21 protein-coding genes are annotated in these 23504 nt (G+C 64.0%); 1 reads left to right on the forward strand and 20 read right to left on the reverse strand.

Features of this window, described 5'->3' with window-relative positions:
- Positions 1–11: 11 nt before the first annotated feature.
- From dapA to QA640_RS33950, 14 genes are all read right to left on the reverse strand, one after another.
- On the reverse strand, positions 12–917 hold the full coding sequence (dapA, locus tag QA640_RS33885) for a 4-hydroxy-tetrahydrodipicolinate synthase (RefSeq protein ID WP_283037143.1): 906 nt from the start codon (positions 915–917) through the stop codon (positions 12–14).
- A 31-nt stretch (positions 918–948) separates the two neighbouring features.
- Positions 949–2754 (reverse strand): ABC transporter permease subunit, encoded by a 1806-nt coding sequence (locus QA640_RS33890; RefSeq protein WP_283037144.1) that lies wholly within the window; start codon positions 2752–2754, stop codon positions 949–951.
- 4 nt (positions 2755–2758) lie between these two features.
- Positions 2759–3853, reverse strand: coding sequence for an ABC transporter ATP-binding protein (locus tag QA640_RS33895; RefSeq protein WP_283037145.1), 1095 nt, complete (start codon positions 3851–3853; stop codon positions 2759–2761).
- 29 nt (positions 3854–3882) lie between these two features.
- Positions 3883–4968 carry an ABC transporter substrate-binding protein gene (locus QA640_RS33900; protein WP_283037146.1) on the reverse strand — a complete coding sequence of 362 codons (1086 nt, stop codon included), beginning with the start codon at positions 4966–4968 and terminating at the stop codon, positions 3883–3885.
- Between the two features lie 34 nt (positions 4969–5002).
- Positions 5003–6418: an FAD-binding oxidoreductase gene (locus QA640_RS33905; protein ID WP_283037147.1), complete on the reverse strand. Its 1416-nt coding sequence runs from the start codon at positions 6416–6418 to the stop codon at positions 5003–5005.
- A gap of 573 nt (positions 6419–6991) precedes the next feature.
- Positions 6992–8788 carry an ABC transporter substrate-binding protein gene (locus QA640_RS33910; protein ID WP_283037148.1) on the reverse strand — a complete coding sequence of 599 codons (1797 nt, stop codon included), beginning with the start codon at positions 8786–8788 and terminating at the stop codon, positions 6992–6994.
- Positions 8789–8861: 73 nt separating this feature from the next.
- Positions 8862–9191 carry a DUF2160 domain-containing protein gene (locus tag QA640_RS33915; protein ID WP_283037149.1) on the reverse strand — a complete coding sequence of 110 codons (330 nt, stop codon included), beginning with the start codon at positions 9189–9191 and terminating at the stop codon, positions 8862–8864.
- A gap of 10 nt (positions 9192–9201) precedes the next feature.
- Positions 9202–10008, reverse strand: a complete 807-nt coding sequence (locus tag QA640_RS33920) for a carbohydrate ABC transporter permease (protein ID WP_283037150.1) — start codon at positions 10006–10008, stop codon at positions 9202–9204.
- The gene (locus tag QA640_RS33925; protein WP_283037151.1) at positions 10008–10982 is read right to left on the reverse strand and encodes a sugar ABC transporter permease; all 975 of its coding nucleotides are present in this window, start codon (positions 10980–10982) and stop codon (positions 10008–10010) included. The genes QA640_RS33920 and QA640_RS33925 overlap by 1 nt, the downstream gene beginning before the upstream one ends.
- Positions 10982–12067, reverse strand: coding sequence for an ABC transporter ATP-binding protein (locus QA640_RS33930; RefSeq protein WP_283037152.1), 1086 nt, complete (start codon positions 12065–12067; stop codon positions 10982–10984). The genes QA640_RS33925 and QA640_RS33930 overlap by 1 nt, the downstream gene beginning before the upstream one ends.
- Before the next feature lie 12 nt (positions 12068–12079).
- Positions 12080–13165, reverse strand: a complete 1086-nt coding sequence (locus tag QA640_RS33935; protein WP_283037153.1) for an ABC transporter ATP-binding protein — start codon at positions 13163–13165, stop codon at positions 12080–12082.
- Positions 13162–14712, reverse strand: a complete 1551-nt coding sequence (gene glpD, locus QA640_RS33940) for a glycerol-3-phosphate dehydrogenase (RefSeq protein WP_283037154.1) — start codon at positions 14710–14712, stop codon at positions 13162–13164. Before glpD ends, QA640_RS33935 begins: the two co-directional genes overlap by 4 nt.
- A 218-nt stretch (positions 14713–14930) precedes the next feature.
- On the reverse strand, positions 14931–15779 hold the full coding sequence (locus QA640_RS33945) for a DeoR/GlpR family DNA-binding transcription regulator (protein WP_283037155.1): 849 nt from the start codon (positions 15777–15779) through the stop codon (positions 14931–14933).
- Positions 15780–15882: 103 nt separating this feature from the next.
- Positions 15883–16557 carry an HAD-IA family hydrolase gene (locus tag QA640_RS33950; RefSeq protein WP_283037156.1) on the reverse strand — a complete coding sequence of 225 codons (675 nt, stop codon included), beginning with the start codon at positions 16555–16557 and terminating at the stop codon, positions 15883–15885.
- A 162-nt stretch (positions 16558–16719) separates the two neighbouring features.
- Here QA640_RS33950 and QA640_RS33955 point away from each other — a divergent pair, with 162 nt between their 5' ends.
- Positions 16720–17169 carry a nuclear transport factor 2 family protein gene (locus QA640_RS33955; RefSeq protein ID WP_283037157.1) on the forward strand — a complete coding sequence of 150 codons (450 nt, stop codon included), beginning with the start codon at positions 16720–16722 and terminating at the stop codon, positions 17167–17169.
- 80 nt (positions 17170–17249) lie between these two features.
- Here the strand turns inward: QA640_RS33955 and QA640_RS33960 are convergent, their stop codons facing one another.
- From QA640_RS33960 to QA640_RS33985, 6 genes are all read right to left on the reverse strand, one after another.
- Positions 17250–17441 (reverse strand): hypothetical protein, encoded by a 192-nt coding sequence (locus tag QA640_RS33960; protein WP_283037158.1) that lies wholly within the window; start codon positions 17439–17441, stop codon positions 17250–17252.
- Between the two features lie 192 nt (positions 17442–17633).
- Positions 17634–17987, reverse strand: coding sequence for an acyl-CoA thioesterase (locus QA640_RS33965; RefSeq protein ID WP_283042967.1), 354 nt, complete (start codon positions 17985–17987; stop codon positions 17634–17636).
- Between the two features lie 65 nt (positions 17988–18052).
- Positions 18053–18874 (reverse strand): fatty acid desaturase CarF family protein, encoded by an 822-nt coding sequence (locus QA640_RS33970; protein WP_283037159.1) that lies wholly within the window; start codon positions 18872–18874, stop codon positions 18053–18055.
- 45 nt (positions 18875–18919) lie between these two features.
- A complete protein-coding gene (locus QA640_RS33975) occupies positions 18920–19543 on the reverse strand; it encodes a flavin reductase family protein (protein ID WP_283037160.1) in 624 nt (207 codons plus the stop codon).
- A gap of 102 nt (positions 19544–19645) precedes the next feature.
- On the reverse strand, positions 19646–20245 hold the full coding sequence (locus QA640_RS33980) for a TetR/AcrR family transcriptional regulator (protein ID WP_283037161.1): 600 nt from the start codon (positions 20243–20245) through the stop codon (positions 19646–19648).
- 30 nt (positions 20246–20275) lie between these two features.
- A complete protein-coding gene (locus tag QA640_RS33985) occupies positions 20276–23416 on the reverse strand; it encodes an efflux RND transporter permease subunit (RefSeq protein WP_283037162.1) in 3141 nt (1046 codons plus the stop codon).
- Positions 23417–23504 lie beyond the last annotated feature (88 nt).

Here is a 23504-nt window from a genome sequence, read left to right on the forward strand (position 1 = left end):
CGTCCCTTGCCTCACGCAATCCCTTCCGAGATCGCCAGTTGCTTGCCGAGCTCGGCCCGGAATGCCGAGACCAGCGCCGGCGCCGGCTGCACCAGGGGCGCCAGCATCCGCGGCGCGTCGACGCCGACCATGTCCATCACCGCTTTCATCGGCCCCGGATTGGTCTCGGCAAACGCCATGTTCATGAAGGGGATCAGCCGGCGGTGCAGCTCCAGTGCCTCCGTGGTACGGCCGGCAATTGCCGTCTCGTAGATCTGCCGCCAGGCGCGCGGCAACAGACAGGCGGTGACGATGATGCCACCCTTGGCGCCGGCCGCGAGATGCAGCGGAAACAGGCTGTCCTCGCCGCTCAGGACCGTGAAGCTGTCGTCGACACCGGCCACCACCTGCAGGAAATGATACATGTCGAGATTGCAGGCCTTCATGCCGATGATGTTGGGATGCTTCGAGAGCTCATGCAAAATCCTGGGCTCGATCGCGATCCGGGTCCGGTAGGGAATCTCGTAGATCAGGACGGGCACCGGCGAGGCGTCGGCATAGCGCAGGAAATAGTCGCGGACGCCGGTCTGAGTCGGATTGGTATAATATGGCGTAAGGACCAGGAGGCCATCCACGCCCTCGGCGGCGAATTCCTTGCCCGCCTGAAGAGCGTCGTGGAAACCGGTGTCGAGCACGCCCGCGATCACCGGCCCCCTGCCCGCCATGGCCTTCACCGACAGATCCGCCATCCGGATGCGCTCGGCGCGTGACAGTGCACCATATTCGCCGGTACCCCCGAGCGGCACCACGCCGTCGATGCCCTGCTTGAGCAGCCAGGCAAACAGCGCCGAGACCGCCTCGGCATCGATCGTATCGTCGGTCTTGACCGGGGTCGGAATGGCGGGGAGCAGGCCGCGAAGACGATTTGCAGTGAGCATAAGGAGAACCTCTGGTTAGAACGCGGGATGACTACCTTGCGGCAGCGCGCCGACGCAGGCGTTCGGCGACGAAAATCAGGAGCCCCATGAAGATGAACAGGCAGGTGGAGACGGCGGCGATCACGGGCGAGACCTGAAGCGTCACCTCGTCCCAGAACTGCTTTGGCAGCGTGGCGTTGAGGCCGCCGGTCGCGAACAGCGCGATGGTGAGTTCATCGAACGAGGTCGCGAAGGCGAACAGGAACGAGGAGAACATGCCCGCGCCGAGAATGGGAAAGGTGATGTAGCGCAGCGTCGCAAAGGGACGTGCGCCAAGGCTTTGCGCGGCATGGTCGAGCCGCGTGTCGTAGTTGCGCAGCACCGCCATCATGGTCATGACGACGTAGGGCACCGCGACGACGGTATGTCCGAGAATGAGGCCAAAGGCGCTGCCAACGAGGCCCATGCTCGCGAACACGTAGAACATGCCGACCGCAATGATCATGCGCGGCACGACGATCGGCGACAGGATGAAGGCGAGCCAGGCGGCCTTGCCGGGGATGTTGCTCCTCACCAGCAGGAACGCCGCCGGCGTTCCGATCAGCATGGCGAGCCCGCCCGTCCCCAGACCAACCAGCAGCGAGCGCAGAAACGCCTGGGTCCATACCGGCGAATGCAGCACGGTCTCATACCAGTGCAGCGTAAATCCCTGCGGCGGCCAGTTGAGGCCGCCGGTGCCAAACGACAGCGGGATCATCAAAATCGTCGGCGCACTGATGACGATGAGCATGGTCCAGACGAAGGCCTGCAAGCCGAGGCCCGCCTGGTCCGGATTGCGCTCGCGACGGCGTGACGGCAGCGCGAGAATAATGCGATCGGAGATCACACCGAGCAGCGTCAGTACGGCGTCGCCGATCCTTTGGAGGGGACCTGCGAGGCGCGAGGGCGCCACGTTGCGGGGCTCTGCCGCCCCAGTCATGGTCGACAGGCCGAGCAGCCGGTCATAGGCCGCAAAGACGATGAGCACGACGATCAGGAGAAGCACGGAGATTGCGCCGGCAAATCCCCAGTTCAACGTCTGCTGAACCTGGTCGATGATCAATTGCGTGATCATGGTCTCGCGGCGTCCGCCAAGCAGCGCCGGCACGATGAAGAAACCGATCGCGGTGACGAACACCATGATGCCAGCCGCGGCGACGCCGGGCAGCGAGAGCGGAAAATAGATCTTCCAGAACGCCATCCCCGGCCGCGCCCCGAGCGTTGCGGCTGCACGCGGCAGGTTACGGTCGATGTTCTCCATCACCGAGAGCATGGTCAGCACGGCAAGCGGCAGCAGCGCGTTCACCATGCCGACGAGGACGCTGCCGAAATTATAGAGGAGGCTCGCCGGGCTCGAGATGATACCGAGCGACAACAGAAGCTTGTTGATGACGCCGTTGCGCCCGAGCAGCACAATCCAGGCGAATGCGCGGACCAGAAAACTGGTCCAGAACGACAGCAGCACCCAGAACAGCAGTGTTGCCTTCCGTTCCTTGCCGACAGAAATGAGATAGGCGATCGGGTAACCGGTGACGACGCACACCAGCGTCGTCACCAGCGAGATCTTCAGGGTGATGAGGAGGACATCGACATAGACGGATGAAGCGAAGAGCTGGCGGTACGGCGCAAGCGTGAATCCGCTGTCGTTGTAGATGCTGAGCAGCAGCAACTGGCCGACCGGATAGATCAGGAAGAGCACCAGCAGCAGGACGAGCGGGCCGCCCATCGCGGCCCAGGTCCAGGCCTGCGACCGGGCGCGCGAGCGCGTCGCGGTCCGGAGCTGTCCCGGCTCGATCGCAGGCGCTTTGGCCAATGCCATGGCGTCAGTGTCCCCTGCCGTCGCGGATCGCCACGGCATCCGCGGAATTCCAGCCGAGCGAGACGCGCTGGCCGATCTCGTAAGGCGCCGCGCTCGATCGCGTGGGATAGGCCGCGACGAGTTGCGGCATGTCGGCCTTTTCGGGCGCGATGTAAAGCCGCGTCATGCTGCCGCTGATCATCACGTCGACCAGCCTGCCGGTGAGCTTGCCGTTCGCCGCGTCCGCGACGTGGAGGTTCTGGGGCCGGACCATGAGCTTGATCGGCTCGCCGGCCGTGAAGCTCGCGCCGTTGCCGACGGCGCGCGAGGCCGCCGTCTGGTCGGCCAGCACGATATCGAGCCCCTGCGCATCGACCTGCCGGACCGTGGCGCTGAGCAGGTTGGACTCGCCGAGAAAGTCCGCGACGAAGACCGATTGCGGGCGGAAGTAGAGGTCCTCCGGCGTGCCGAGTTGCTCGATCGCGCCTGCGTTCATCAGGCAGATGCGATCCGACATGGTCATCGCCTCCTCCTGATCGTGGGTCACGTAGATGATCGTGGTGCGGAGCTCGCGATGGATGCGCTTGATCTCGAGCTGCATCTGGTCGCGCAGCTTCTTGTCGAGCGCGCCGAGCGGCTCATCCATCAGGATGATCGCGGGCCGGTAGACGATGCAGCGCGCGAGCGCAATGCGCTGCTGCTGACCGCCCGAGAGCTCGCGCGGATAGCGTTTTGCGACATGCGGCAGGCGAACCGTCTCCAGCGCCTCCGCTGTGCGCCGGCGCGCGTCGGCATCGGCGACCTTCCGCATCTTCAGCGGAAACGCGATGTTGTCCTCCACCGTCATGTGAGGAAACAGCGCGTAGTTCTGGAACACGACGCCGATGTCCCTGTCATAGGCCGGGCTATGCGTTACATCGGCATCGTCGACCAGGATCTGACCTTCGTCCGGGTGCGCGAGCCCCGCGATCAGGCTGAGCAGCGTGGTCTTGCCCGACCCCGAAGGGCCGAGCAGCGTGAGGAATTCCCCTTTCGCGACGTCGAGACTGGTCGATGCCAGCGCGACGAAGTCGCCATAGCGCTTGGTCAGTCCTTTGACGCGCAAGCTCGACGATGTCATGCCCAGCTCCAATTCGCGACGCTTCAGGCTCAAGCCAGGATCCAGCTATTGAAGCGCTCGATGACCGCGGCCTGGTTGTCGTACCAGAACTTCGCATCGATCTTCAGGCCTGCCTTGATGTTGTCCGGATAGGTCGGACAGTTCTTGGCAAGCTCCGGCTTGACGTAGTTGAAGGCCTCCGGCTGCGTGAGGCCCGCGGGGAAATACTCCATCAGCGCCGCCTGGCGCTTCGGATCGGAGGCAAACTTGATGAACTCGCGGCAGGCATCCGCATTCGGCGTGCCGGCGAGGATCGACCAGTTGTCGCCGCCCCAGATCCCCTGATTCCAGACGATCTCGACAGGAGCGCCGGCCGCTTGGGCTGCCTGCGGACGCGACACCCAGGTCGGCAACAGATCGATCTCGCCCGAGGTCAGCATCTGCTCGACCTGCGCACCGCTGGTCCACCACACCGCCACACTCGACTTGATCTTGTCGAGCGAAGCAAAGGCCTTGTCGAGATCGCAGGGGTAGACCTGCGCGGTCGGCACGCCCGCGCCCATCAGCGCCTCCTCGATCGTGTCGAACGGATGCTTGCGCACGGCGCGGCGTCCCGGAAACTCCGCCACGTTCCAGAAGTCCGCCCAGGATTGCGGCGCCTTGCGGCCCTTGAAGGCGTCCGTGCGGTAAGCCAGCACGGTGGTGTAGACGTTGGTGCCGACGCCGTAGGGCGACATGAACTCGGCCGGGATCGACTTGATGACGGGTTCGGATTCGAGGCCGTGCTTTTCGAGATATTGCTTGCCGCCGGTGGTCAGCAGCAGGATCGCGGGCCAGCTGATCTTGGCCATGTCCCAGGTGTAGTTCTTGGTATCGACCATGGTCTTGATCTGCGCGACCGGCTCGGCATTGGCCTGCACCCCGACCACCTCGATGCCGGTTGCTTCGGTGAACGGACGATAGAACACCGCACCATAGGCCTTGGTGTAGATGCCGCCGTCGTCACGCACCACGATGCGTTTTCCTGCGGCCCGCGACGGAGACCAGACGGCCGGCGCAGCGAGCGCGACGGCACCGGCGCCGGCACCGAGAAGCAGGCGGCGGCGGGAGGTGATGATCTTCGGAAGATGGCTCATGTCAGTCCCCTCTGTGTGATGTTGCAATTGTTGGTCACGGTAGAACGCGGCCGGGATTGAAGAGGCCCTTTGGATCGAACGCCTGTTTCACGGCGCGCATCAGCGCGAGCTCGACAGGCTGCTTGTAGCGGGACATCTCGCCGGTCAGCGTGCGTCCGACCCCGTGCTCGGCGCTGAAGGTGCCGCGCAGCGAGCTTGCGACGTCGTTCATGGCACGGCGGATTTTTTGCGCGACAGCATCGCGATCATCAAGCGCGTCCCATTCGGCGAAGCCAAAGAACGGGATCAGATGGATGTTACCGTCACCCATATGACCGACGATCACGAAGGGCAGATCCGGCACGATGGCGCGCACGGCCGCCATCGCTCCCTCAATGAAGGCCGGCACGGCCGATACCGGCACCGCCGTATCGGAGGTCAGGCCCACGCCCGCCTTCTTGTTGGCTTCCGACACGCTGTGACGTACCAGCCACATCGCCTTGCACTGCGCCTCGCTCGCCGCGACGACGCCGTCGCTGATGATGCCGTCCTCGAGCGCGCGCTCGAGCACGGCCTGCATCGTGGCCGCAAGCTCTTCCGCGTTGCCGGTGTCGGACAGTTCGACCAGGACGTGCCAGGTGTCGATCCGCTCCACCGGACAGCGGCGGCCCGGCAGTTTCTCCAGCACAAGCTCGATCTGCCTGGCGTTCATCAACTCGAAGGCCGAGAGCTGCGAGTTGCAGGCGGCCTGAAACAGGCCGAGCATGTCGAGCGCGCGTTGCGGATTGTCGACGGCGAGCCACGCCACGGCTTCCGCCTTCGGCAACGGATGCAGCTTCAAGACGGCCCCGGTGATGATGCCGAGCGTGCCTTCCGAGCCGATGAAGAGATGCTTGAGGTCGTAGCCGGTGTTGTTCTTGCGCAGCGCCGAGAGGCCGTCCCAGATCGAGCCGTCGGAGAGCACGACCTCGAGGCCGAGCACGTTGTCACGCGTGTTGCCATAGCGCAGCACGCCGGTGCCGCCGGCGTTGGTAGCGATGTTGCCGCCGATCTGGCAGGAGCCTTCGGCGCCGAGGCTCACGGGATAAAGCCGGTCTGCCGCTGCGGCGGCGGCCTGGATGGTGGCCAGCACACAGCCGGCGTCGACCACCATGGTGTTGTTGACGGGATCGATCGACCGGATAGCGCGCATGCGGGTCAGAAGGATGATGACCGGCGGCATCGAGAGTTCGGAGGGCGTCGCGCCGCCGCACAGGCTGGTGTTGCCGCCCTGCGGCAGCACCGGCGTGCCGTTCTCGACGCAGAGGCGGACGATGGCCGCGACCTGTTCGGTGTTCGCCGGAAGCACGGCGCACAGCGCCGGGGCACGAAAGCGGCCGCGCCAATCCTCGATCAGGCCCGCGAGGTCCTCCTCGCGAGTCAGCACGGCCGTGTCGCCCAGCAAGCGCTTGAACGCCTCGATCAATGCCATCAACCGGCCTCCCGGATGGGGACCGCCAGTGGCCCCGACCGCCTGTCCGTGGTAATTGCTATGCGATTACTTCGATCGCATTATGCTAACTATGAATTTGAGGCCGCGCGGAGTCAAGCGGGTGGGGTGGATTGGGTTAGGACGGCCGGGAACCAAGCCGATGTCGTCCTGGCGAAAGCCGAGGACAACATGACAGGGCGCCGCGCCATACGTGACTGCAACATCCACTGTCATTCCCCGCGAAAGCGGGGAATCCAGTACGCCGCGGCTTCTCCGTAGTCGTCACCGCCTCTGGAATACTCGATCGCCCGCCTTCCGCGGGCGATGACAGTGAGAGCGTGGGACGCGCGTGCTACCGGCTCGTCCTTGCGAGGAGCGACAGCGACGAAGCGATCCAGACTGCCACCGCGGAAAAGAATCTGGATTGCTTCGCGGAGCCTGTCATCGGGCCGCGCTACGCGCGGACCCGGTGGCTCGCAATGATGGTGCGGAGGCGTCATGCGACCCAACGAAAGAGAAAGGCCGGGATTGCTCCCGGCCTTTCGTGTTGCGGATGGCGTGGGCTGGTACGCCTTACTTCACTTCCGCGCGCTTGGGCGGGGTGGCAGGCCACGACTTGATCAGCGTGTCGTAGTCGATCGTTTCGCCCTTCGGCTTCTCGTTGGCGAGCTTGCGCTGGGGCGCGATGGTGCCGTCCTTCTCGGCCTTCGCGAACCAGTACTCGGCCGACTCCTTCTTGTGGAGCTTCGGACCGCAGGCGCCCTGCACGCCCGACTTCTCGATACGCTCCATGACGGAGTCCTGTGCGGCAGCGAGCGAGTCCATCGCGGCCTGCGCCGTCTTCGCACCGGACGACGCGTCGCCGATGTTCTGCCACCAGAGCTGCGCGAGCTTCGGATAGTCAGGCACGTTGTTGCCGGTCGGGGTCCACTGCACGCGAGCGGGCGAGCGGTAGAACTCGATCAGACCGCCGAGCTTCGGCGCACGCTCAGTGAACGACTTGTCCCAGATGTCGGATTCACGGATGAAGGTGAGACCGACATGGCTCTTCTTCAGCGACACCGACTTGGACACGATGAACTGGAGATAGAGCCAGGCCGCCTTGCGGCGGTCAGCCGGGGTTGACTTCAACAGCGTGAGCGAGCCGGCGTCTTGGTAGCCGAGCTTCATGCCTTCCTTCCAGTACGAGCCGTGCGGAGACGGAGCCATACGCCACTTCGGCGTACCGTCCGCGTTCATCACGGCGATGCCGGGCTTCACCATGTCGGCGGTGAAGGCGGTGTACCAGAAGATCTGCTGGGCGATGTTGCCCTGGGCAGGTACCGGACCAGACTCGGAGAAGGTCATGCCCTGGGCCTGCGGCGGGGCATACTTCTTCAGCCAGTCGAGATACTTGCTGATCGCGTAGACCGCGGCCGGACCGTTGGTGTCGCCACCACGCTCGATCGAGGAGCCGACCGGACGGCAGCCTTCCATACGGATGCCCCATTCGTCGACCGGCAGACCGTTCGGAATGCCCTTGTCACCGTTGCCGGCCATCGAAAGCCAGGCGTCGGTGAAACGCCATCCGAGCGAGGGGTCCTTCTTGCCATAGTCCATATGGCCATAGACCTTGACGCCGTTGATCTCCTTGATGTCGTTGGTGAAGAACTCGGCGATGTCCTCATAGGCGGACCAGTTCACGGGCACGCCGAGCTCGTAGCCATACTTGGCTTTGAACTTGGCCTTGTAGTCGGGGTTGGTGAACCAGTCGTAGCGGAACCAGTAGAGGTTCGCGAACTGCTGGTCTGGCAACTGATAGAGCTTGCCGTCTGGTGCCGTGCCGAACGACTTGCCGATGAAGTCGTCGACGTCGAGCATCGGGTCGGTGACGTCCTTGCCCTCGCCCTTCATGTAGTCCGAAAGGACGATGGTCTGGCCGTAGCGGAAGTGGGTGCCGATCAGGTCGGAGTCGTTGATCCAGCCGTCATAGACGTTCTTGCCGGACTGCATCTGCGTTTGCAGCTTCTCGACGACATCACCTTCCTGGATGATGTCGTGCTTGAGCTTGATGCCGGTGAGTTCGGTGAACGCCTTGGCGAGCGTCTGCGACTCGTATTCGTGAGTCGCGATCGTCTCGGAGACGACGTTGATCTCCATGCCCTTGAAGGGTTCGGCGGCCTTGGCGAACCACTCGAGCTCCTTCTTCTGGTCGTCCTTCGACAGGGTCGAGGGCTGGAATTCCGCGATCCATTTCTGGATCGTGGCGTCGTCGGCGGCGCGAACCGGCGCCGAAGTCGCGAATGCAGCCGCAATGATAGCCGCGGCACTAGATACGGTTAGAAAGCTGATCTTGATCAATGGACCTTTCCTTCTCCTAAACTGTCGCATGTTGTTCCTCCGTTGCAGCGACAAACTCTAACAGGCCCGGGTTGACCCCCGGATCTGGTCTTCTTCGCGAGCTTCAGACCGTGCGGAATATGAGCGCGGCCGTGACAAGCGAAATTCCTGATGCGAGCCACAGGCTCGACAGTTCAAACCCTTCCTCCCCGATCGGCAGCGTGCCGATCGTGTCGGTGCCGACGAGGCCGATCCACGCGAGATGGATGACAGCGGCCGCGATCAGCGAGATGAACAGGCGATCGCCGCGCGTGGTCGGAATGCGTAAGGCACCGACGCGCTCCGCCTCGGGATAGGCCGCGGCAAGATACGTCATCACCGCGAGCGTGCAGGCGAGCGCGCCGAAGAAAATCGCGGTCGGTATGGTCCAGGCCATCCATGCGATGGATTCCATCAGAGCCTCCTCACACCCGGCCGAGCGCGAAGCCGCGCGCGATATAGTTGCGGACAAACCAGATCACGAGCGCGCCCGGAATGATGGTGAGCACGCCGGCGGCAGCCAAAAGGCCCCAGTCCATGCCCGCCGCGGACACCGTGCGCGTCATGATTGCCGCGATCGGCTTGGCCTGCACCGAGGTCAGCGTGCGCGCGAGCAAGAGCTCGACCCAGGAGAACATGAAGCAGAAGAAGGCGGCGACGCCGATGCCGCTCGCGATCAGCGGGATCAGGATCTTCACGAAGAAGCGCGGGAAGGAATAGCCGTCGAGGAAGGCCGTTTCGTCGATCTCGCGCGGCACGCCGGACACGAAGCCTTCGAGGATCCACACCGCGAGCGGCACGTTGAAGATGCAGTGCGCGAGCGCAACGGCCCAGGGCGTATCGAACAGCCCGATCGCCGAATAGAGGTTGAAGAACGGCAGCGCGTAGACCGCGGCCGGCGCCATCCGGTTCGACAACAGCCAGAAGAACAGGTGCTTGTCGCCGAGGAAGCGGTACCGCGAGAAGGCGTAGGCGGCCGGCAGCGCCACGGTGATCGAGATGAGGGTATTGAGGACGACGTATTCCAGCGAGTTGATGTAGCCCGAATACCAGCTCTCGTCGGTGAAGATGCGCTTGTAGTGCTGCAGCGTCGGCGCGTGCGGCCACAGCGTCATCGTCGAGACGATCTCGCCGTTGGTCTTGAAGCTCATGTTGACGAGCCAGTAGATCGGCAACAGCAGGAAGATCAGGAACAGCGCCATGATGACGCGTCGGCCGGGGATCGAGTGCATCAGGCCACTCCTTCCTTGGGCTGAAGCGCATGCGCGGGCTGGAGCGCACCGGCGGGCTTGCGCTCCGCCGCGGGCTCTTTCTCCGCCTGCGTTTTGCGCTCGACGCCGGCGTTGGTCATCACGGTGTAGAACACCCAGCAGACGATCAGGATGATCAGATTGTAGACCAGCGACAGGGCCGCGGCCTTGCCGAGGTCGAACTGGCCGAGCGCGATCTTGACGAGTTCGATCGAGACGAAGGTCGTGGAGTTGCCGGGGCCGCCGCCGGTGACGACGAACGGCTCGGTGTAGATCATGAAGCTGTCCATGAAGCGCAGCAGCACCGCGATCAGCAGCACGCGATTCATCTTCGGAAGCTGGATCGCGGTGAACACCGCCCAGCGCGAGGCGCCGTCGATCTGCGCCGCCTGGTAATAGGCGTCGGGAATCGACTTCAGGCCGGCATAGCACAAGAGCGCAACCAGGCTGGTCCAGTGCCAGACGTCCATGACGATGACGGTGACCCAGGCATCGAGATCGTTGGCGACGTAATTGTAGTTGATGCCGAGGCTGTTCAGCGTGTAACCGAGCAGGCCGATGTCGGGGCGGCCGAAGATCTGCCAGATCGTGCCGACGACGTTCCACGGAATCAGCAGCGGCAGTGCGAGGATCACGAGGCAGGCCGCCACCGTCCAGCCATCGCGCGGCATCGACAGCGCGATCACGATGCCGAGCGGCACCTCGATGGCGAGGATGACGAGCGAGAAGAACAGGTTGCGGCCGAGCGAGGCCAGGAAGCGGCCGCCGAGATCGGTCGAGGGATCGAGCAATTCCTTGAACCAGCCGACACCGTTCCAGAAGAACTGGTTATTGCCGAATGTGTCCTGCATCGAATAGTTCACCACCGTCATCAGCGGGATCACCGCGGAGAAGGCGACGACCAGGAACACCGGCAGGACCAGGAACCAGGCTTTTTGATTGACGGTCTTGTCCATCAGGCGGCTCCCTCCACCAGAAGGCTGTCCGCATAAACGTGGACATGGGATGGATCGAATTTCAGCCCGGCGGAGCCGTCGGAGCTGGTGAAGCCGCCCGGCGCGCGGGCAGCGAGCTTGGCATCGCCGACGCGCACGCGGGCGAAGCGGATGCGACCGAGATCGTCGATCCGGTCGATCTTCGAGGTGAGCAGTCCCGGCGACGGCGCGACCACGTCGACGAATTCCGGGCGCACGCCGATCTCGATCTTGGCCCCGGCGGGCAGATGGTCGTAGCTGCGATTGAGCGCGATGACATGGCCGTCGATCCGCGCCTCGCGGCCTTTCACTTCCGCCGGCATGATGTTCATGCCGGGCGAGCCGATGAAGTAGCCGACGAACGTGTGCGCGGGCTTGTCGAACAGCTCGGCCGGCGTGCCGCTCTGCACCACCCGGCCGTCATGCATCACCACCACGGTGTCGGCGAAGGTCAGCGCCTCGGTCTGATCGTGGGTGACGTAGATCATCGTGAGATCGAGCTCGCGGTGCAGCGCCTTCAGCTTCGAGCGGAGCTGCCATTTCAGCTCGGGATCGATCACCGTCAGCGGCTCGTCGAACAGCACGGCGGCGACGTCGTTGCGCACGAGGCCCCGGCCGAGCGAGATCTTCTGCTTCGCGTCCGCCGTGAGCCGCGTCGCCTTGCGGTTCAGATAGGGCTCGAGATCGAGCAGGCGGCCGATCTGGGTCACACGCTTTTCGATTTCGGCCTTCGGCACGCCGCGGTTCTTCAGCGGAAACGCCAGGTTCTCCCCCACCGTCATGGTGTCGTAGATCACCGGAAACTGGAACACCTGGGCGATGTTGCGCTTCTGGGTTGACAGCGGTGTGATGTCCTTGCCGTCGAACAGGATTTTTCCGCGCGAGGGCGTGATGATGCCGGAGATGACGTTGAGCAGCGTGGTCTTGCCGCAGCCCGAAGGCCCGAGCAGCGCATAGGCGCCGCCCTGCCGCCAGGTCATGGTCACCGGCTTCAACGCAAAGCTCTCCGGGGCGGCATCATTGACTCCGTAGGAGTGCGCGAGATCGACGAGGTCAATGCGGGCCATGGCGCACCTCCCTCACGTATTAGTGGAGCTGGGCGCAGCGACCAGGCGGTCGGCCGCGTCGAATACGAAGACATCCTGCGGATCGAGCACGGCGTCGAGCGTCTGCCCCGGCTCGAACTCGTGCACGCCGTGCAGCACCGCAACCCAGTTCGATCCGTCGCGAGTCAAATGCACGAAACTCTCCGAACCGGTGATCTCGGTCACCGTCACTGTGGCGTGGAAGGCGTGGCGATCGGTCTGGCCATCGGCGAGCCCGAGCTGGTGGGCACGGAAGCCGACGCGATAGGGTCCGTCGGCGAGTCCGGCGTAAAGGCCGGAGGCCGGTGCCGAGCTGCCGCCGGCATAAGCGACCTGCCCGTTCTTCTTCTCGATGCCGACCAGATTGAGCGGAGGATCGGAGAAGACCTGAGCGACACGGAGCGTTTGCGGGCGCCGGTAGACATTGGAGGTCTCGCCCATCTGGAGCGCACGGCCCTCCCACATGCAGACGGTGTTGCCACCGAGCAGCAGCGCTTCGGAGGGCTCGGTCGTCGCATAGACGAAGATCGCGCCGGAAGCCTCGAAGATGCGCGGCAGCTCGGCGCGCAGTTCTTCGCGGAGCTTGTAGTCGAGATTGGCGAGCGGTTCGTCGAGCAGAACGAGATCGGCGCCCTTCACAAGCGCGCGCGCGATCGCGGTGCGCTGCTGCTGACCGCCGGAAAGCTGGAGCGGCGTGCGCTTCAGGAAGGGCTCGAGCCGCAGCAGCTTTGCGGCTTCCGCGACGCGCTTCTCGATCTCCTCGCGCGGCTTGCCTTGCACGCGCAGCGGCGAGGCAATGTTCTCGTAGACCGTGAGCGAGGGGTAGTTGATGAACTGCTGGTAGACCATCGCGACCGAGCGCTGGCGCACGTCGATGCCGGTGACGTCCTTGCCGTTGACCAGCACCCTGCCCGTGGTCGGCTTATCCAGCCCTGCGAGCAGCCGCATGATCGAGGTCTTGCCCGACAGCGTCGGTCCGAGCAGCACGTTGAGCGTACCGCCGTCGAGCGTCAGCGAAACGTCGCTGATATGCGGAACGCCGTCCACAGAACGGCTGACGTGATCCAGTGTGACGGTCATGAGCGTCCTCCTGCTTCGAGCAGGGGACTTTGCGACACGGCATGGCTGGCGATCCAGTCGTCGAGTGCCGCGATCTGATCGGCACTTAGTCGCAGGCCAAGCTTGGAGCGCCGCCAGACGATATCCTCGGCGGTCACTGCCCATTCGTTGTTCAAGAGATAGCGAACCTCGCGTTCCGTCAGCGTCGCGCCGAAGGACTGGCCGAGATCGGCCGCCGATTTGGCGTCGCCCAGGAGCTTGATGGCACGGGTGCCATAAGCCCGCGCCAGGCGGCGGGCATGCTCGACGGAAAGGAAGGGATAGCCGCGCTGGAGGTCCGCGATCAGCGCGTCGACGGCCGACACGTCCATGTCGCCGCCGGGCAGCGGCCATTTGCCGGTCCAGCCCTCGCGTGCCTTGGCGCTGCGCAAATAGGGCGCGAGGCGCTCGAGCGCTTCTTCGGCGAGGCGGCGGTAGGTCGTGATCTTGCCGCCATAGATCGAGAGCAGCGGCGCGCCGCCGGGCGTGTCGAGCTCGAACACGTAGTCACGGGTCGCGGCCTTGGCTTCGCTCGCGCCGTCGTCATAGAGCGGACGCACGCCCGAATAGGTCCAGACGACCTCGTCGGGCGTCACCGGCTTGGCCAGATACTCGCTAGCGGCGGTGCAGAGATATTGGATCTCCTCCGGCGTCGCCTTCACCTTGGCGGGGTCGCCGTCATAGTCGCGATCGGTGGTGCCGATCAGCGTGAAGTCGTCCTGATAGGGAATGACGAAGATGATGCGACCGTCCGCATTCTGGAACATGTAGGCGCGGTCGTGCCCGTAGAGTTTTTTCACGACGATGTGCGAGCCCTGCACCAGGCGCACTTTTGCCCTGGCATTCACGCCGGCGCCACGGCCGAGCACGTCCTCGACCCAGGGGCCGCCGGCGTTGACCAGCGCGCGGGCACGGATCATCGAGCGTGCGCCGGTGATGGTGTCGACCATGCTGACGGTCCAGACGCCGTCGGACTGGCGGATTTCGGCGGCACGGGTGCGAGTGCGGATCTCGGCGCCCTTGTCGGCGGCATCGCGCGCGTTGAGCACGACGAGGCGAGCGTCATCGACGAAGCAGTCGGAATATTCGAACGCGCGCGAATAGCGGTTCGGGATCAGCGGACGGCCGACTTCATCCTTGGTCAGATCGACCGAACGGGTCGCCGGCAACAGGTGGCGGCCGCCGATATGGTCGTAGAGGAAAAGGCCGAGGCGGAGCAGCCAGGCCGGACGCAGGCCGGCGTGATGCGGCAAAACGAAACGCAGGGGACGGATGATATGGGGCGCGACGCCCCAGAGGATCTCGCGCTCGATCAGCGCCTCGCGGACCAGGCGGAACTCGTAGTATTCGAGGTAGCGCAGGCCGCCATGGACCAGCTTGGTTGACCAGGACGATGTCCCGCTCGCCAAATCGTTCATTTCGCACAGGAAAACCGTGTTGCCCCGGCCGACGGCATCGCGCGCGATGCCGCAACCGTTAACACCGCCTCCGATAATGGCGAGGTCGAAAATACGCTCCAACAGACGCATCCCCCGGCAATTGCCCATTCGCTTGGGCGATTTTGCTTTCGGTTTCGATTAGATCAGAACCAAAAACGAAAGCAAGACGAAAGAAAGCGAAACTGGAACTTTTTTCGTGGGCAAACCGACGATTTTTGCTGGGCAACAGGATGAAACAGTAGGCAGCCCCGCCGCCTCCATGAGCGACTGACACGAAGCGCAGTGGAAAAGGTGGACAGGGGTCGTGACTACCTCAGCCGCACCACCGGCGCTGCTTCCGGGGCGGAATCCTGTGCGGGCTCTGTCGCCGCGTCGTCATCAGGCAAGCCTTTCGGCATCGCCTCCACCACCTCGATGCCCTTGCTGTGGCAGATCGTGGCGAGGCGCTCGGGCAATTCCTGGTCGGTGACGAAGGTCTGGATCTGGCTGATATGGGCGATACGCACCGGTGCGCTGCGCCTCAGCTTCGTGGAGTCGGCGACCAGCATGACGCTGCGCGCATTTGCAATGATCGCCTGCGCCACCTGCACCTCGCGATAGTCGAAGTCGAGCAGCGCGCCCTCCTCGTCGATCGCGGACGCGCCGATGATGGCATAGTCGACCTTGAACTGGCCGATGAGCTGCGTCGCGGTCGAGCCGACCACCGCCCCGTCGGCGCGCCGCACCGTGCCGCCGGCGACCACCACCTCGATGCGCGGATGGCGGTAAAGCAGCATCGCAACGTTGAGATTGTTGGTGATGACGAGCAGGTCCTCGTGCGAGGTCAGCGCGCTTGCCACCTCTTCCGTCGTGGTGCCGATGTTGATGAAGAGCGAGCAGCCGTTCGGGATCAGCGAAGCCGCCGCAGCGCCGATCGCTTTCTTCTCGTCGGCGGCGACGAAGCGCCGCGCCTCATAGGCGAGGTTTTCGACGCCCGAGGCGATGATGGCGCCGCCATGGATGCGGGTCAGCGAGCGGCGCTCGCAGAGATCGTTGAGATCCTTGCGGATGGTCTGCGCCGACACCTCGAAGCGGCGCGCGAGTTCCTCGACCATCACCCGGCCCGAGGCGCGGGCGATGTTGAGGATTTCGGTCTGGCGATGGGTCAATCCGGTCACGGGCGGCAACCTCACATCAGAGTTTTGCATGGTGCGGCGGTTCGACGCCGAGGTCAACGAGAGAGCACGGTAAAGTTAACGAACTGCCGCCGGCGGCCTGCCCTCACCACTTCATGACGCCCGCGACCAGCTTCATCAACGCCTCGTCATCATAGGCGCCGGCCGAGGCGACGGCGCCGGCAGCGACCAGATCGTCGTGACTGAGCGACGTCCGCATGCCGATCGTCGGGATGCCTGCGGCCGCGGCCGATTGAATCCCGGAACGGGAATCCTCGAATGCAATCGAGGCATGTGCAGCGGCACCGGCGAAGCGCAACCCTTCCAGATAAGGCAGCGGATGCGGCTTGCCGTGCGGAAGTTCGTCGCCGATCACGATCGCCTTGAAACGATCCATGATGCCGAGACCCGACAGCAGCATCTCGGCATTCAGCCGCGGCGCATTGGTGACGGCGACCATGGGAATGCCGGTCGCCTCCGCCTTGTCGAGCAGCGCCATCAGGCCCGGCACCGGCTTGATCTGCCCGGCCACCAGCGTGCGGAAAATCTGCTCCTTCTCGTCGAGGATGGCCGCGCGCCGCTCCGGCGCCTCCTCGGCCAAGAACCGCTCCCCGATCGACGCATTGGAGAAGCCCTGCAACTCCTTCGAAAACCGGGCGTGGTCGAACACATGACCGCGCGGGCCGAAGACCTGGTTGAATGCTTCACGATGCAGCGCGTCGGTGTCGGCGAGCGTGCCGTCGATGTCGAACAGCAGCGCCTGGCCCCTGGCTTGCGACATTTCAAATGATTCCTGTTTGTCGGGACGCACCAATAGCGGAGAAAAATTCGTTCGTCATTCCGGGATGCGCCATAAGGCGCGTGCCCGGAACGACGAACGAGGATGCTCGACAAAATCGCGCGCGGCTGCGACACTACCTGCAAGAGCGAAAAGGAGGAAACGATGACCGTCAATCGGCGCGGACTGGCCGTCTCGGCCCTTGCAATGGCCGCTCTCGGCGCGGCTCCCGCGCTCGCCGCCTCAGCGGACGAAGAGGCGGTCGCGAAAAAGGTCGAGGCTTTTCGTCTCGCCCAGATCGCGGCAAATCCCGAGGCGCTCGGTGCGCTCTGCGCGGACGAATTGAGCTATAGCCATTCCAGCGGCAAGGTCGAGGACAAGGCGACCTTCATCGCCAACGCCACGGATGGGAAATCAAAATTCCTGTCGATCGAATACAAGGACCCGACGATCAAGGTCGTGGGCCCGGCCGCGATCGTGCGCTTCCACTGGATCGCCGAGCAGGAGATGGCGGCCGATGGGAAAAAAGTGCCGACCAACCTGCACATCCTGATGAACTGGCAGAAGCAGGGCGACGACTGGAAGCTGCTGTCGCGCGCGGCGACGAAGTTGTGACCTGATTCGCGCTCATTCCGGGCTCGCGCTACACGCGCCCGGAATGACAAGCGGCCTTAACACTCACCAGGCGCGACCAATCACGCCGCTTCCTTCAAATCGCCATTGACGAGGCGTCGCGCTGCGCGTTCGGCTTCGCGGGCGTTGCGGAAGACCTGACCTTCGAGGCGGTTGAAGCGGTGTGAGGAAGCGAAGAAGCGGTATCCTTCCGGGTTGCGTACGACGATACCTGCGGTCTGCGAATTGACTTCGATGATGTAGCTGTCCGGCATTGCCCGTGATTCCTCAGTGCGGGCAAATAACGGTGTTTCTGCCCAAAGGTTCCTATGGGCATTGCGGCCGTTTCCACCCCGAATCGACACGCAATGGAGTACGCTGCGACCTCATCCGTTTTGTGACGCGTTCTTGGCGAAGCCGCGACATCCGCGGCGCACGATCACCACATGCGTTAAGGCGCCGTGCGCTTACGTCGCGACCGGCGGCACGGTGCGGCTGACGGTCTGCGGGCGACCGTGATCGTCGATCGAGACATAGGTGAAGTTGCCATCCGTGACGAGGAACGGATGCTGTTCTCCGCGGCGCAGCGCCCAGGCTTCGAGATGCACGGTGAGCGAGCTGCGTCCCACGCGCACGAGCGTGGCATAGACCGAGACGAGATCGCCGACATAGACCGCTTTACGAAAATTCATCGCTTGGATCGCAACCGTCACGGTGCGCGACTTCGCTACCTTCGAGGCGAATACGCCGCCACCGACGTCCATCTGGCTGAGCAGCCAGCCGCCGAAGATGTCACCATTGGCGTTGGTGTCGGCGGGCATCGCGAGCGTGCGGATGCAGAGATCGCCGCGCGGTTCGATCGCGGCATTCGGCGTGGTCGTGTCGGTCACGGCATGCCTCCCGCAGCAAGCCGCCCTGCATAGCGAGCCGGCTGCGTGTCCGCAACCGGCTCGGCTTCGCTTCCCTTCCGCCGCGGAGCCGTGAGGATTCCAGTCTGCCGAAACTCGATTTGCCAGGCCAGATCATCGGCGCGTGGCTCGGCGCCGGTCAGCGCCGAGATCAGCCGCTCCAATGCGCGCCACAGCTGGAGACGATCGCAAGGATAATTCGCCCAGCCGTTCACGACGCAATAGTGGATGGTCTGCTGCCGGTGATGGATCCAGTGATGCGCCGGCGGGCACACCAGATGCAGACGTTGTGCAAGGCGCAGGATGGCGAAGCGGGCCGGCCTGTGGGCGAGATTGTGGAAGTGCATGCCGAACAGCATGCAGAGACAGACGACGAACCAGACCATCATCGACGCGTAGGTGAGCGCGGTCACAGGAAGCAGCGAAGTCGCGACCGCGATCGGACCGAACACCATAGCGCTCGGCGCCGAGCCGAAACTGGACCGTTCGAGAAAGCCATAGAGAAGGACGTGGCTCGGATGGGTATGATGCTCGCGCGCGATGCTCACGGCACGGCCGAGCATGCGCTCGTCGAACCAGGTTTCCATCCCCCAATGCACGGCGCCTGAGACGAAATCGGCGACGAAATAGCCGGCGAGCAGCGCCAGCATCAGCCACGGCCGGCGCAAGCCCACGTCAAAATAGTGCCGGACGAGATAGACCGCACAGAACACAACGACGGCGCCGTTGGCGGCGACGAAGAAACGCATCAGGCGGATTTCGCGTGGCGTTGCGTCCTTGAAAAACGGAATCGCTGGCAAGTGCAGGCCCCTCCGTTGAACTCGAAGAGCCAACCCTAGCCCGGATCAATCCGGCCTGACCATCTCGAACATGTTTTCCGGCTTGATCTCAAAGTAGTCGCCGCGCCGGCCGGCGCGGACGATCGGACGGGCTGCGGCCGTCTGGTAGACGCCGTCCTTGATGAAGGCCTTGTCGATGTGGACGGCGACGACCTCGCCGAGCGTCAGCCAGGCATCGGCGTGCCGGCCATCGGCGCCCTTGAGGCGCACGATGTCGGACAGCCTGCATTCGAAGGCGACCGGGCTTTCGCCGACGCGCGGCACGTTGACGAGCCTGCCGGGCATGGCGGTGAGCCCCGCGATCTTGAATTCGTCGACCTCGGGGCCGACATGGGCGGCCGTTGCGTTCATCTGTTTCGCCAGGTCCATGGTGGCGAGATTCCAGACGAACTCTTTTGTCGCTTCGATATTGCCGACGGTGTCCTTCCAGTTGGTGGAGGAGAAGCCGATGATCGGCGGGGTGTAGCAGAAAGCGTTGAAGAAGCTGTAGGGCGCGAGGTTGACGTGGCCCTTGGCGTCACGCGAGGCGATCCAGCCGATCGGCCGTGGCGCGATGATGGCGTTGAAGGGATCGTGCTTGAGGCCATGGCCCTTGGCGGGCTCGTAGTAGTGCAGGTCTTTGTCGGTCACGCGCAGGCCTTTCCTGGTCCTGGTAACCCCGGATGGAGCGAAGCGCAATCCGGGCTGCGCCTGCTTGGCTTGCAATGAAAGAATGGTCAACTGACGAGTGCGTCAGCTACGCGGGGACAGGCCTGCGATGACGAAATCGATCATCTGGTCGATGGTCGGGCCCGGCTTGGTGGCGCATTGGGCGATCATCTGGGGGTGGAAAAAGCGCATCATCGCGGTGCAGGCGCAGAGCGAGGCCAGTTGCAGGTCCGGCGCCTCGAATTCGCCGGAGGCGACGCCCTGAGCGATCACCTGGCCGATGATCGAAGCGATGCACTCCATATGGGCGACACAGACGTCCCAGTCCTCCTGCATCGCGATCTCGACCATCTCATGCAGCTTGGAATCACCGACATAACGCTCGGTGTTCATGCGATGGATGGTGGTCAGGAGCTGCCGGAAGCGGTCGCGCACCGGACCCGGCCCGCGCACGATCCGCTGCGCTTCCAGCTCGACCTCGCCCATCAGCCCCCGCGCCACCGCCTGATGGATCGCCTTCTTCGATTCGAAGAAGCGATAGACGTTGGCCGGGCTCATTCGGAGCTCTTTGGCGATGTCGCCGACAGTCGTCTTCTGGTAGCCGAGCTGGCGGAACAGCCGCTCGGCCACCTCGAGGATGCGCTCCCGGGTGTCGCCTTCGATATGTTCCGAAACCAGTGTCATCTGTCGGGACTCGTCAAACTCACTTTTCATCTATTCAGCAGCCTCAGCAAGCGGAAATGCGGGTTCGGCATCGGTGCCATGCTGCGGTGCAGCTTCCGGCTGCTCGGCCGTTCCAGCCTCGTCGAGGCTCTTGCGGAACCACAGGGCATAGAGGCCCGGCAGATACAGGAGCGTCAGGAAGGTCGCAACGAACAATCCGCCCATGATGGTGATCGCCATCGGGCCCCAGAACGCCGAGCGCGACAGCGGGATCATGGCAAGGATCGCCGCGAGCGCGGTCAGCACCACCGGGCGCGCGCGCCGGACGGTCGCTTCCACGATCGCCTCGCGCCGGGTCAGGCCGTGGGAGACGTCGGTCTCGATCTGGTCGACCAGAATGACCGTGTTGCGCATGATCATGCCGGCAAGCGCGATCAGGCCGAGCAGTGCCACGAAGCCGAACGGCTGGTTGGCGACGTTGAGCCCGAGGGATGCGCCGACGATGCCGAGCGGCGCGGTGAGAAACACCAGGATCAGGCGCGAGAAGCTCTGGAGCTGGATCATCAGCAGCGTCAGCATCACCATGACCATCACCGGGAAGAGGATGAAAATCGAGGCGTTGCCCTTGGCTGATTCCTCGAACGCGCCGCCGGGCTCGATGCGGTAGGCCGGCTCGAGGCTGTCCTTGATCTGTTGCAGCTTCGGCGTGATCTGGCTGGTGACGTCGGGCGCCTGCACGCCGTCGACGACGTCGGAGCGCACGGTGATCGCCATGTCGCGGTTGCGCCGCCACAGGATCGGCTCCTCGTGGGAGTATTCGATCTTGGCAATCTGCTGGAGCGGCACGGCGACGCCGTTACGCGAGGTGATGGTGAGATCGCCGACATGGGCGAGATCGAGCCGCTCGGACGGGATCGCACGGGCGACCACGCCGACCTTCTCGATGCCGTCACGTACGGTCGTCACCTGCGCACCCGAGATCAGCATCGCGAGCGACTGCGAGACCTCCTGCGGGGTGAGGCCCATCGCACGTGCGCGATCCTGGTCGACGACGAGCTTGAGATACGGCGACTGCTCGTTCCAGTCGAGCTGGACGTCCTTGACGTTCTTGTTCTGACGCATGACGTCGCGCACCTGATAGGCGATCTCGCGCACCTTGTTGGGATCGGGGCCGATCACGCGGAACTGCACGGGGAAGCCGACCGGTGGACCGAAATTGAAGCGGTCGACGCGGACACGGGCTTCATTGAGCGCGCCGTCGGCAACGGCGTTCTCGAGCTTCGCCTTGATGCGCTCGCGCGCCTCGACACCTTTGGCGACGATGACGATCTCGGCAAAGGCCTCGTTCGGCAGCTGCGGATTGAGGCCGAGCCAGAAGCGCGGCGAGCCCTGCCCGACGTAGGCCGTGTAGGTCGCGATGTCCTGGTCATCCTTCAACAGCTTCTCGGCATCCTTCACCGCCTTTTCGGTGACGTTGAATGCGGTGCCTTCCGGCAAGCGGAGCTGGAGGAACAGCTCGGGCCGCTCGGACAGCGGGAAGAACTGCTGCTGCACGTGGCCGAAGCCGACGATCGAGGCGGCGAAGACGCCGACGGTCGCGACCACCACCGTGATGCGGTGGTTGACGCACCATTGCACGATGGCGCGAAGGCCGCGGTACATGCGCGTCTCGTAGACCGCGTGTGGATCGTGGGTGTGGTGCAGCTTGACGTTGGGCAGCAGCTTGACGCCGATATAGGGCGTGAAGATCACCGCCACGAACCAGGAGGCGACCAGTGCGATCGCCACGATCCAGAAGATGCTGCCGGCATATTCGCCGACCGCCGAATTGGCAAAACCGATGGGGAGGAAGCCAGCGGCCGTGACCAGCGTTCCCGTGAGCATCGGAAACGCAGTGGATTCCCAGGCAAAGGACGCGGCGCGGATGCGGTCCCAGCCCTGCTCCATCTTCACAACCATCATCTCGACCGCGATGATGGCGTCATCGACCAGGAGGCCGAGCGCGATGATCAGCGCACCGAGCGAGATGCGATGCAGGTCGAGCGACATCGAGTTCATGACGATGAAGACGATGCCGAGCACCAGCGGCACGGACAGCGCGACCACGATGCCGGTACGCCAGCCGAGCGCAACGAAAGAGACGAACAAGACGATCGCGAGCGCCTCGATGAACGAATGCACGAACTCGCCCACCGCATGCTCGACCACCTTGGGCTGGTCGGCGATCAGCTCGACGTCGATGCCCTGCGGCACCGCCTTCATGAATTCCGCAGTCGCCTTCTCGACGTCCTTGCCGAGTTCGAGGATGTTGGCGCCTTTGGCCGTGACGACGCCGATGCCGATCGCGGGCTTGCCCTCCTGGCGGACGGTGAAGCTGGGCGGATCGACATAGCCATGGGTGACTGTGGCGATGTCGCCGAGACGGAACACGCGGCCGTTGCTCTCGACCGGAGTTTCGGCAACCGCCTTGGCACCGTCGAGCGCACCTGTGACACGCAGCGGCACGCGCTGCGAGGAGGTTTCGACCGTGCCGGCCGGGGTCACGTTGTTCTGCTTGGCGAGCGAATCGAACAGCGCCTGCGGCGTGATGCCGAGGGTCGCGAGCTTGGCGTGGCTGAACTCGACATAGATACGCTCGTCCTGCGTGCCATAGATGTCGACCTTGGTCACGCCGGGCACTTTAAGGAGGTGCTGGCGAAAACCTTCGGCGGTCTTCTTGAGCTGCGCATAGTCGGCGCCATCGCCGGTCATCATGTAGAGGATGGAATCGACGTCGGAGAACTCGTCATTGACGACGGGCCCGAGAATGCCCGACGGCAACTGGCCCTGCACGTCGACGAGCTTCTTGCGCAGGAGATAGAAGAGATACGGCACGTCCTTCGGTGGCGTGGAGTCGCGGAACGTCACCTGCAGCGCGGTGAAGGCGGGCTTCGAGTAGGTCTGCACCTTCTCGAAATATGGCAGCTCCTGGAGTTTCTTCTCGATGGGATCGGCGACCTGGGTCTGCATTTCCTGCGCGGTCGCGCCCGGCCAGATCACGGAGACGTTGACCACTTTCACCGTGAAGAACGGATCCTCGGCGCGGCCGAGCTTCTGATAGGAGAAGAAGCCGGCGACGCCGAGGACGAGCATCAGGAACAGCACCAGCGTCGGATGACTGACGGCCCAGGCGGAAAGGTTGAAGCGCTTCATCGCACTCTCTCCAGAGATGACCCAATTGCCAACAACAAGACAACCAACCCTGTTGAACCCGTCATTGCGAGGTAGCGAAGCGATCCAA

This window comes from Bradyrhizobium sp. CB82 (genome assembly GCF_029714405.1).
Classification (GTDB): Bacteria; Pseudomonadota; Alphaproteobacteria; order Rhizobiales; family Xanthobacteraceae; genus Bradyrhizobium.

Bases quoted from the DNA above. Each gene is read 5' to 3' on its own strand.
- QA640_RS33980 (WP_283037161.1), bottom strand. From the start codon at position 20,245: ATGACACTGGTTTCGGAACATATCGAAGGCGACACCCGGGAGCGCATC.
- QA640_RS33905 (WP_283037147.1), bottom strand. From the start codon at position 6,418: ATGGCATTGATCGAGGCGTTCAAGCGCTTGCTGGGCGACACGGCCGTG.
- QA640_RS33935 (WP_283037153.1), bottom strand. From the start codon at position 13,165: ATGACCGTCACACTGGATCACGTCAGCCGTTCTGTGGACGGCGTTCCG.
- QA640_RS33920 (WP_283037150.1), bottom strand. From the start codon at position 10,008: ATGCACTCGATCCCCGGCCGACGCGTCATCATGGCGCTGTTCCTGATC.
- QA640_RS33955 (WP_283037157.1), top strand. From the start codon at position 16,720: ATGACCGTCAATCGGCGCGGACTGGCCGTCTCGGCCCTTGCAATGGCC.
- QA640_RS33915 (WP_283037149.1), bottom strand. From the start codon at position 9,191: ATGGAATCCATCGCATGGATGGCCTGGACCATACCGACCGCGATTTTC.
- QA640_RS33910 (WP_283037148.1), bottom strand. From the start codon at position 8,788: ATGCGACAGTTTAGGAGAAGGAAAGGTCCATTGATCAAGATCAGCTTT.
- QA640_RS33900 (WP_283037146.1), bottom strand. From the start codon at position 4,968: ATGAGCCATCTTCCGAAGATCATCACCTCCCGCCGCCGCCTGCTTCTC.
- glpD (WP_283037154.1), bottom strand. From the start codon at position 14,712: ATGCGTCTGTTGGAGCGTATTTTCGACCTCGCCATTATCGGAGGCGGT.
- QA640_RS33985 (WP_283037162.1), bottom strand. From the start codon at position 23,416: ATGAAGCGCTTCAACCTTTCCGCCTGGGCCGTCAGTCATCCGACGCTG.
- QA640_RS33960 (WP_283037158.1), bottom strand. From the start codon at position 17,441: ATGCCGGACAGCTACATCATCGAAGTCAATTCGCAGACCGCAGGTATC.
- QA640_RS33965 (WP_283042967.1), bottom strand. From the start codon at position 17,987: ATGCCCGCCGACACCAACGCCAATGGTGACATCTTCGGCGGCTGGCTG.
- QA640_RS33895 (WP_283037145.1), bottom strand. From the start codon at position 3,853: ATGACATCGTCGAGCTTGCGCGTCAAAGGACTGACCAAGCGCTATGGC.
- QA640_RS33950 (WP_283037156.1), bottom strand. From the start codon at position 16,557: ATGTCGCAAGCCAGGGGCCAGGCGCTGCTGTTCGACATCGACGGCACG.
- QA640_RS33890 (WP_283037144.1), bottom strand. From the start codon at position 2,754: ATGGCATTGGCCAAAGCGCCTGCGATCGAGCCGGGACAGCTCCGGACC.
- QA640_RS33925 (WP_283037151.1), bottom strand. From the start codon at position 10,982: ATGGACAAGACCGTCAATCAAAAAGCCTGGTTCCTGGTCCTGCCGGTG.
- dapA (WP_283037143.1), bottom strand. From the start codon at position 917: ATGCTCACTGCAAATCGTCTTCGCGGCCTGCTCCCCGCCATTCCGACC.
- QA640_RS33930 (WP_283037152.1), bottom strand. From the start codon at position 12,067: ATGGCCCGCATTGACCTCGTCGATCTCGCGCACTCCTACGGAGTCAAT.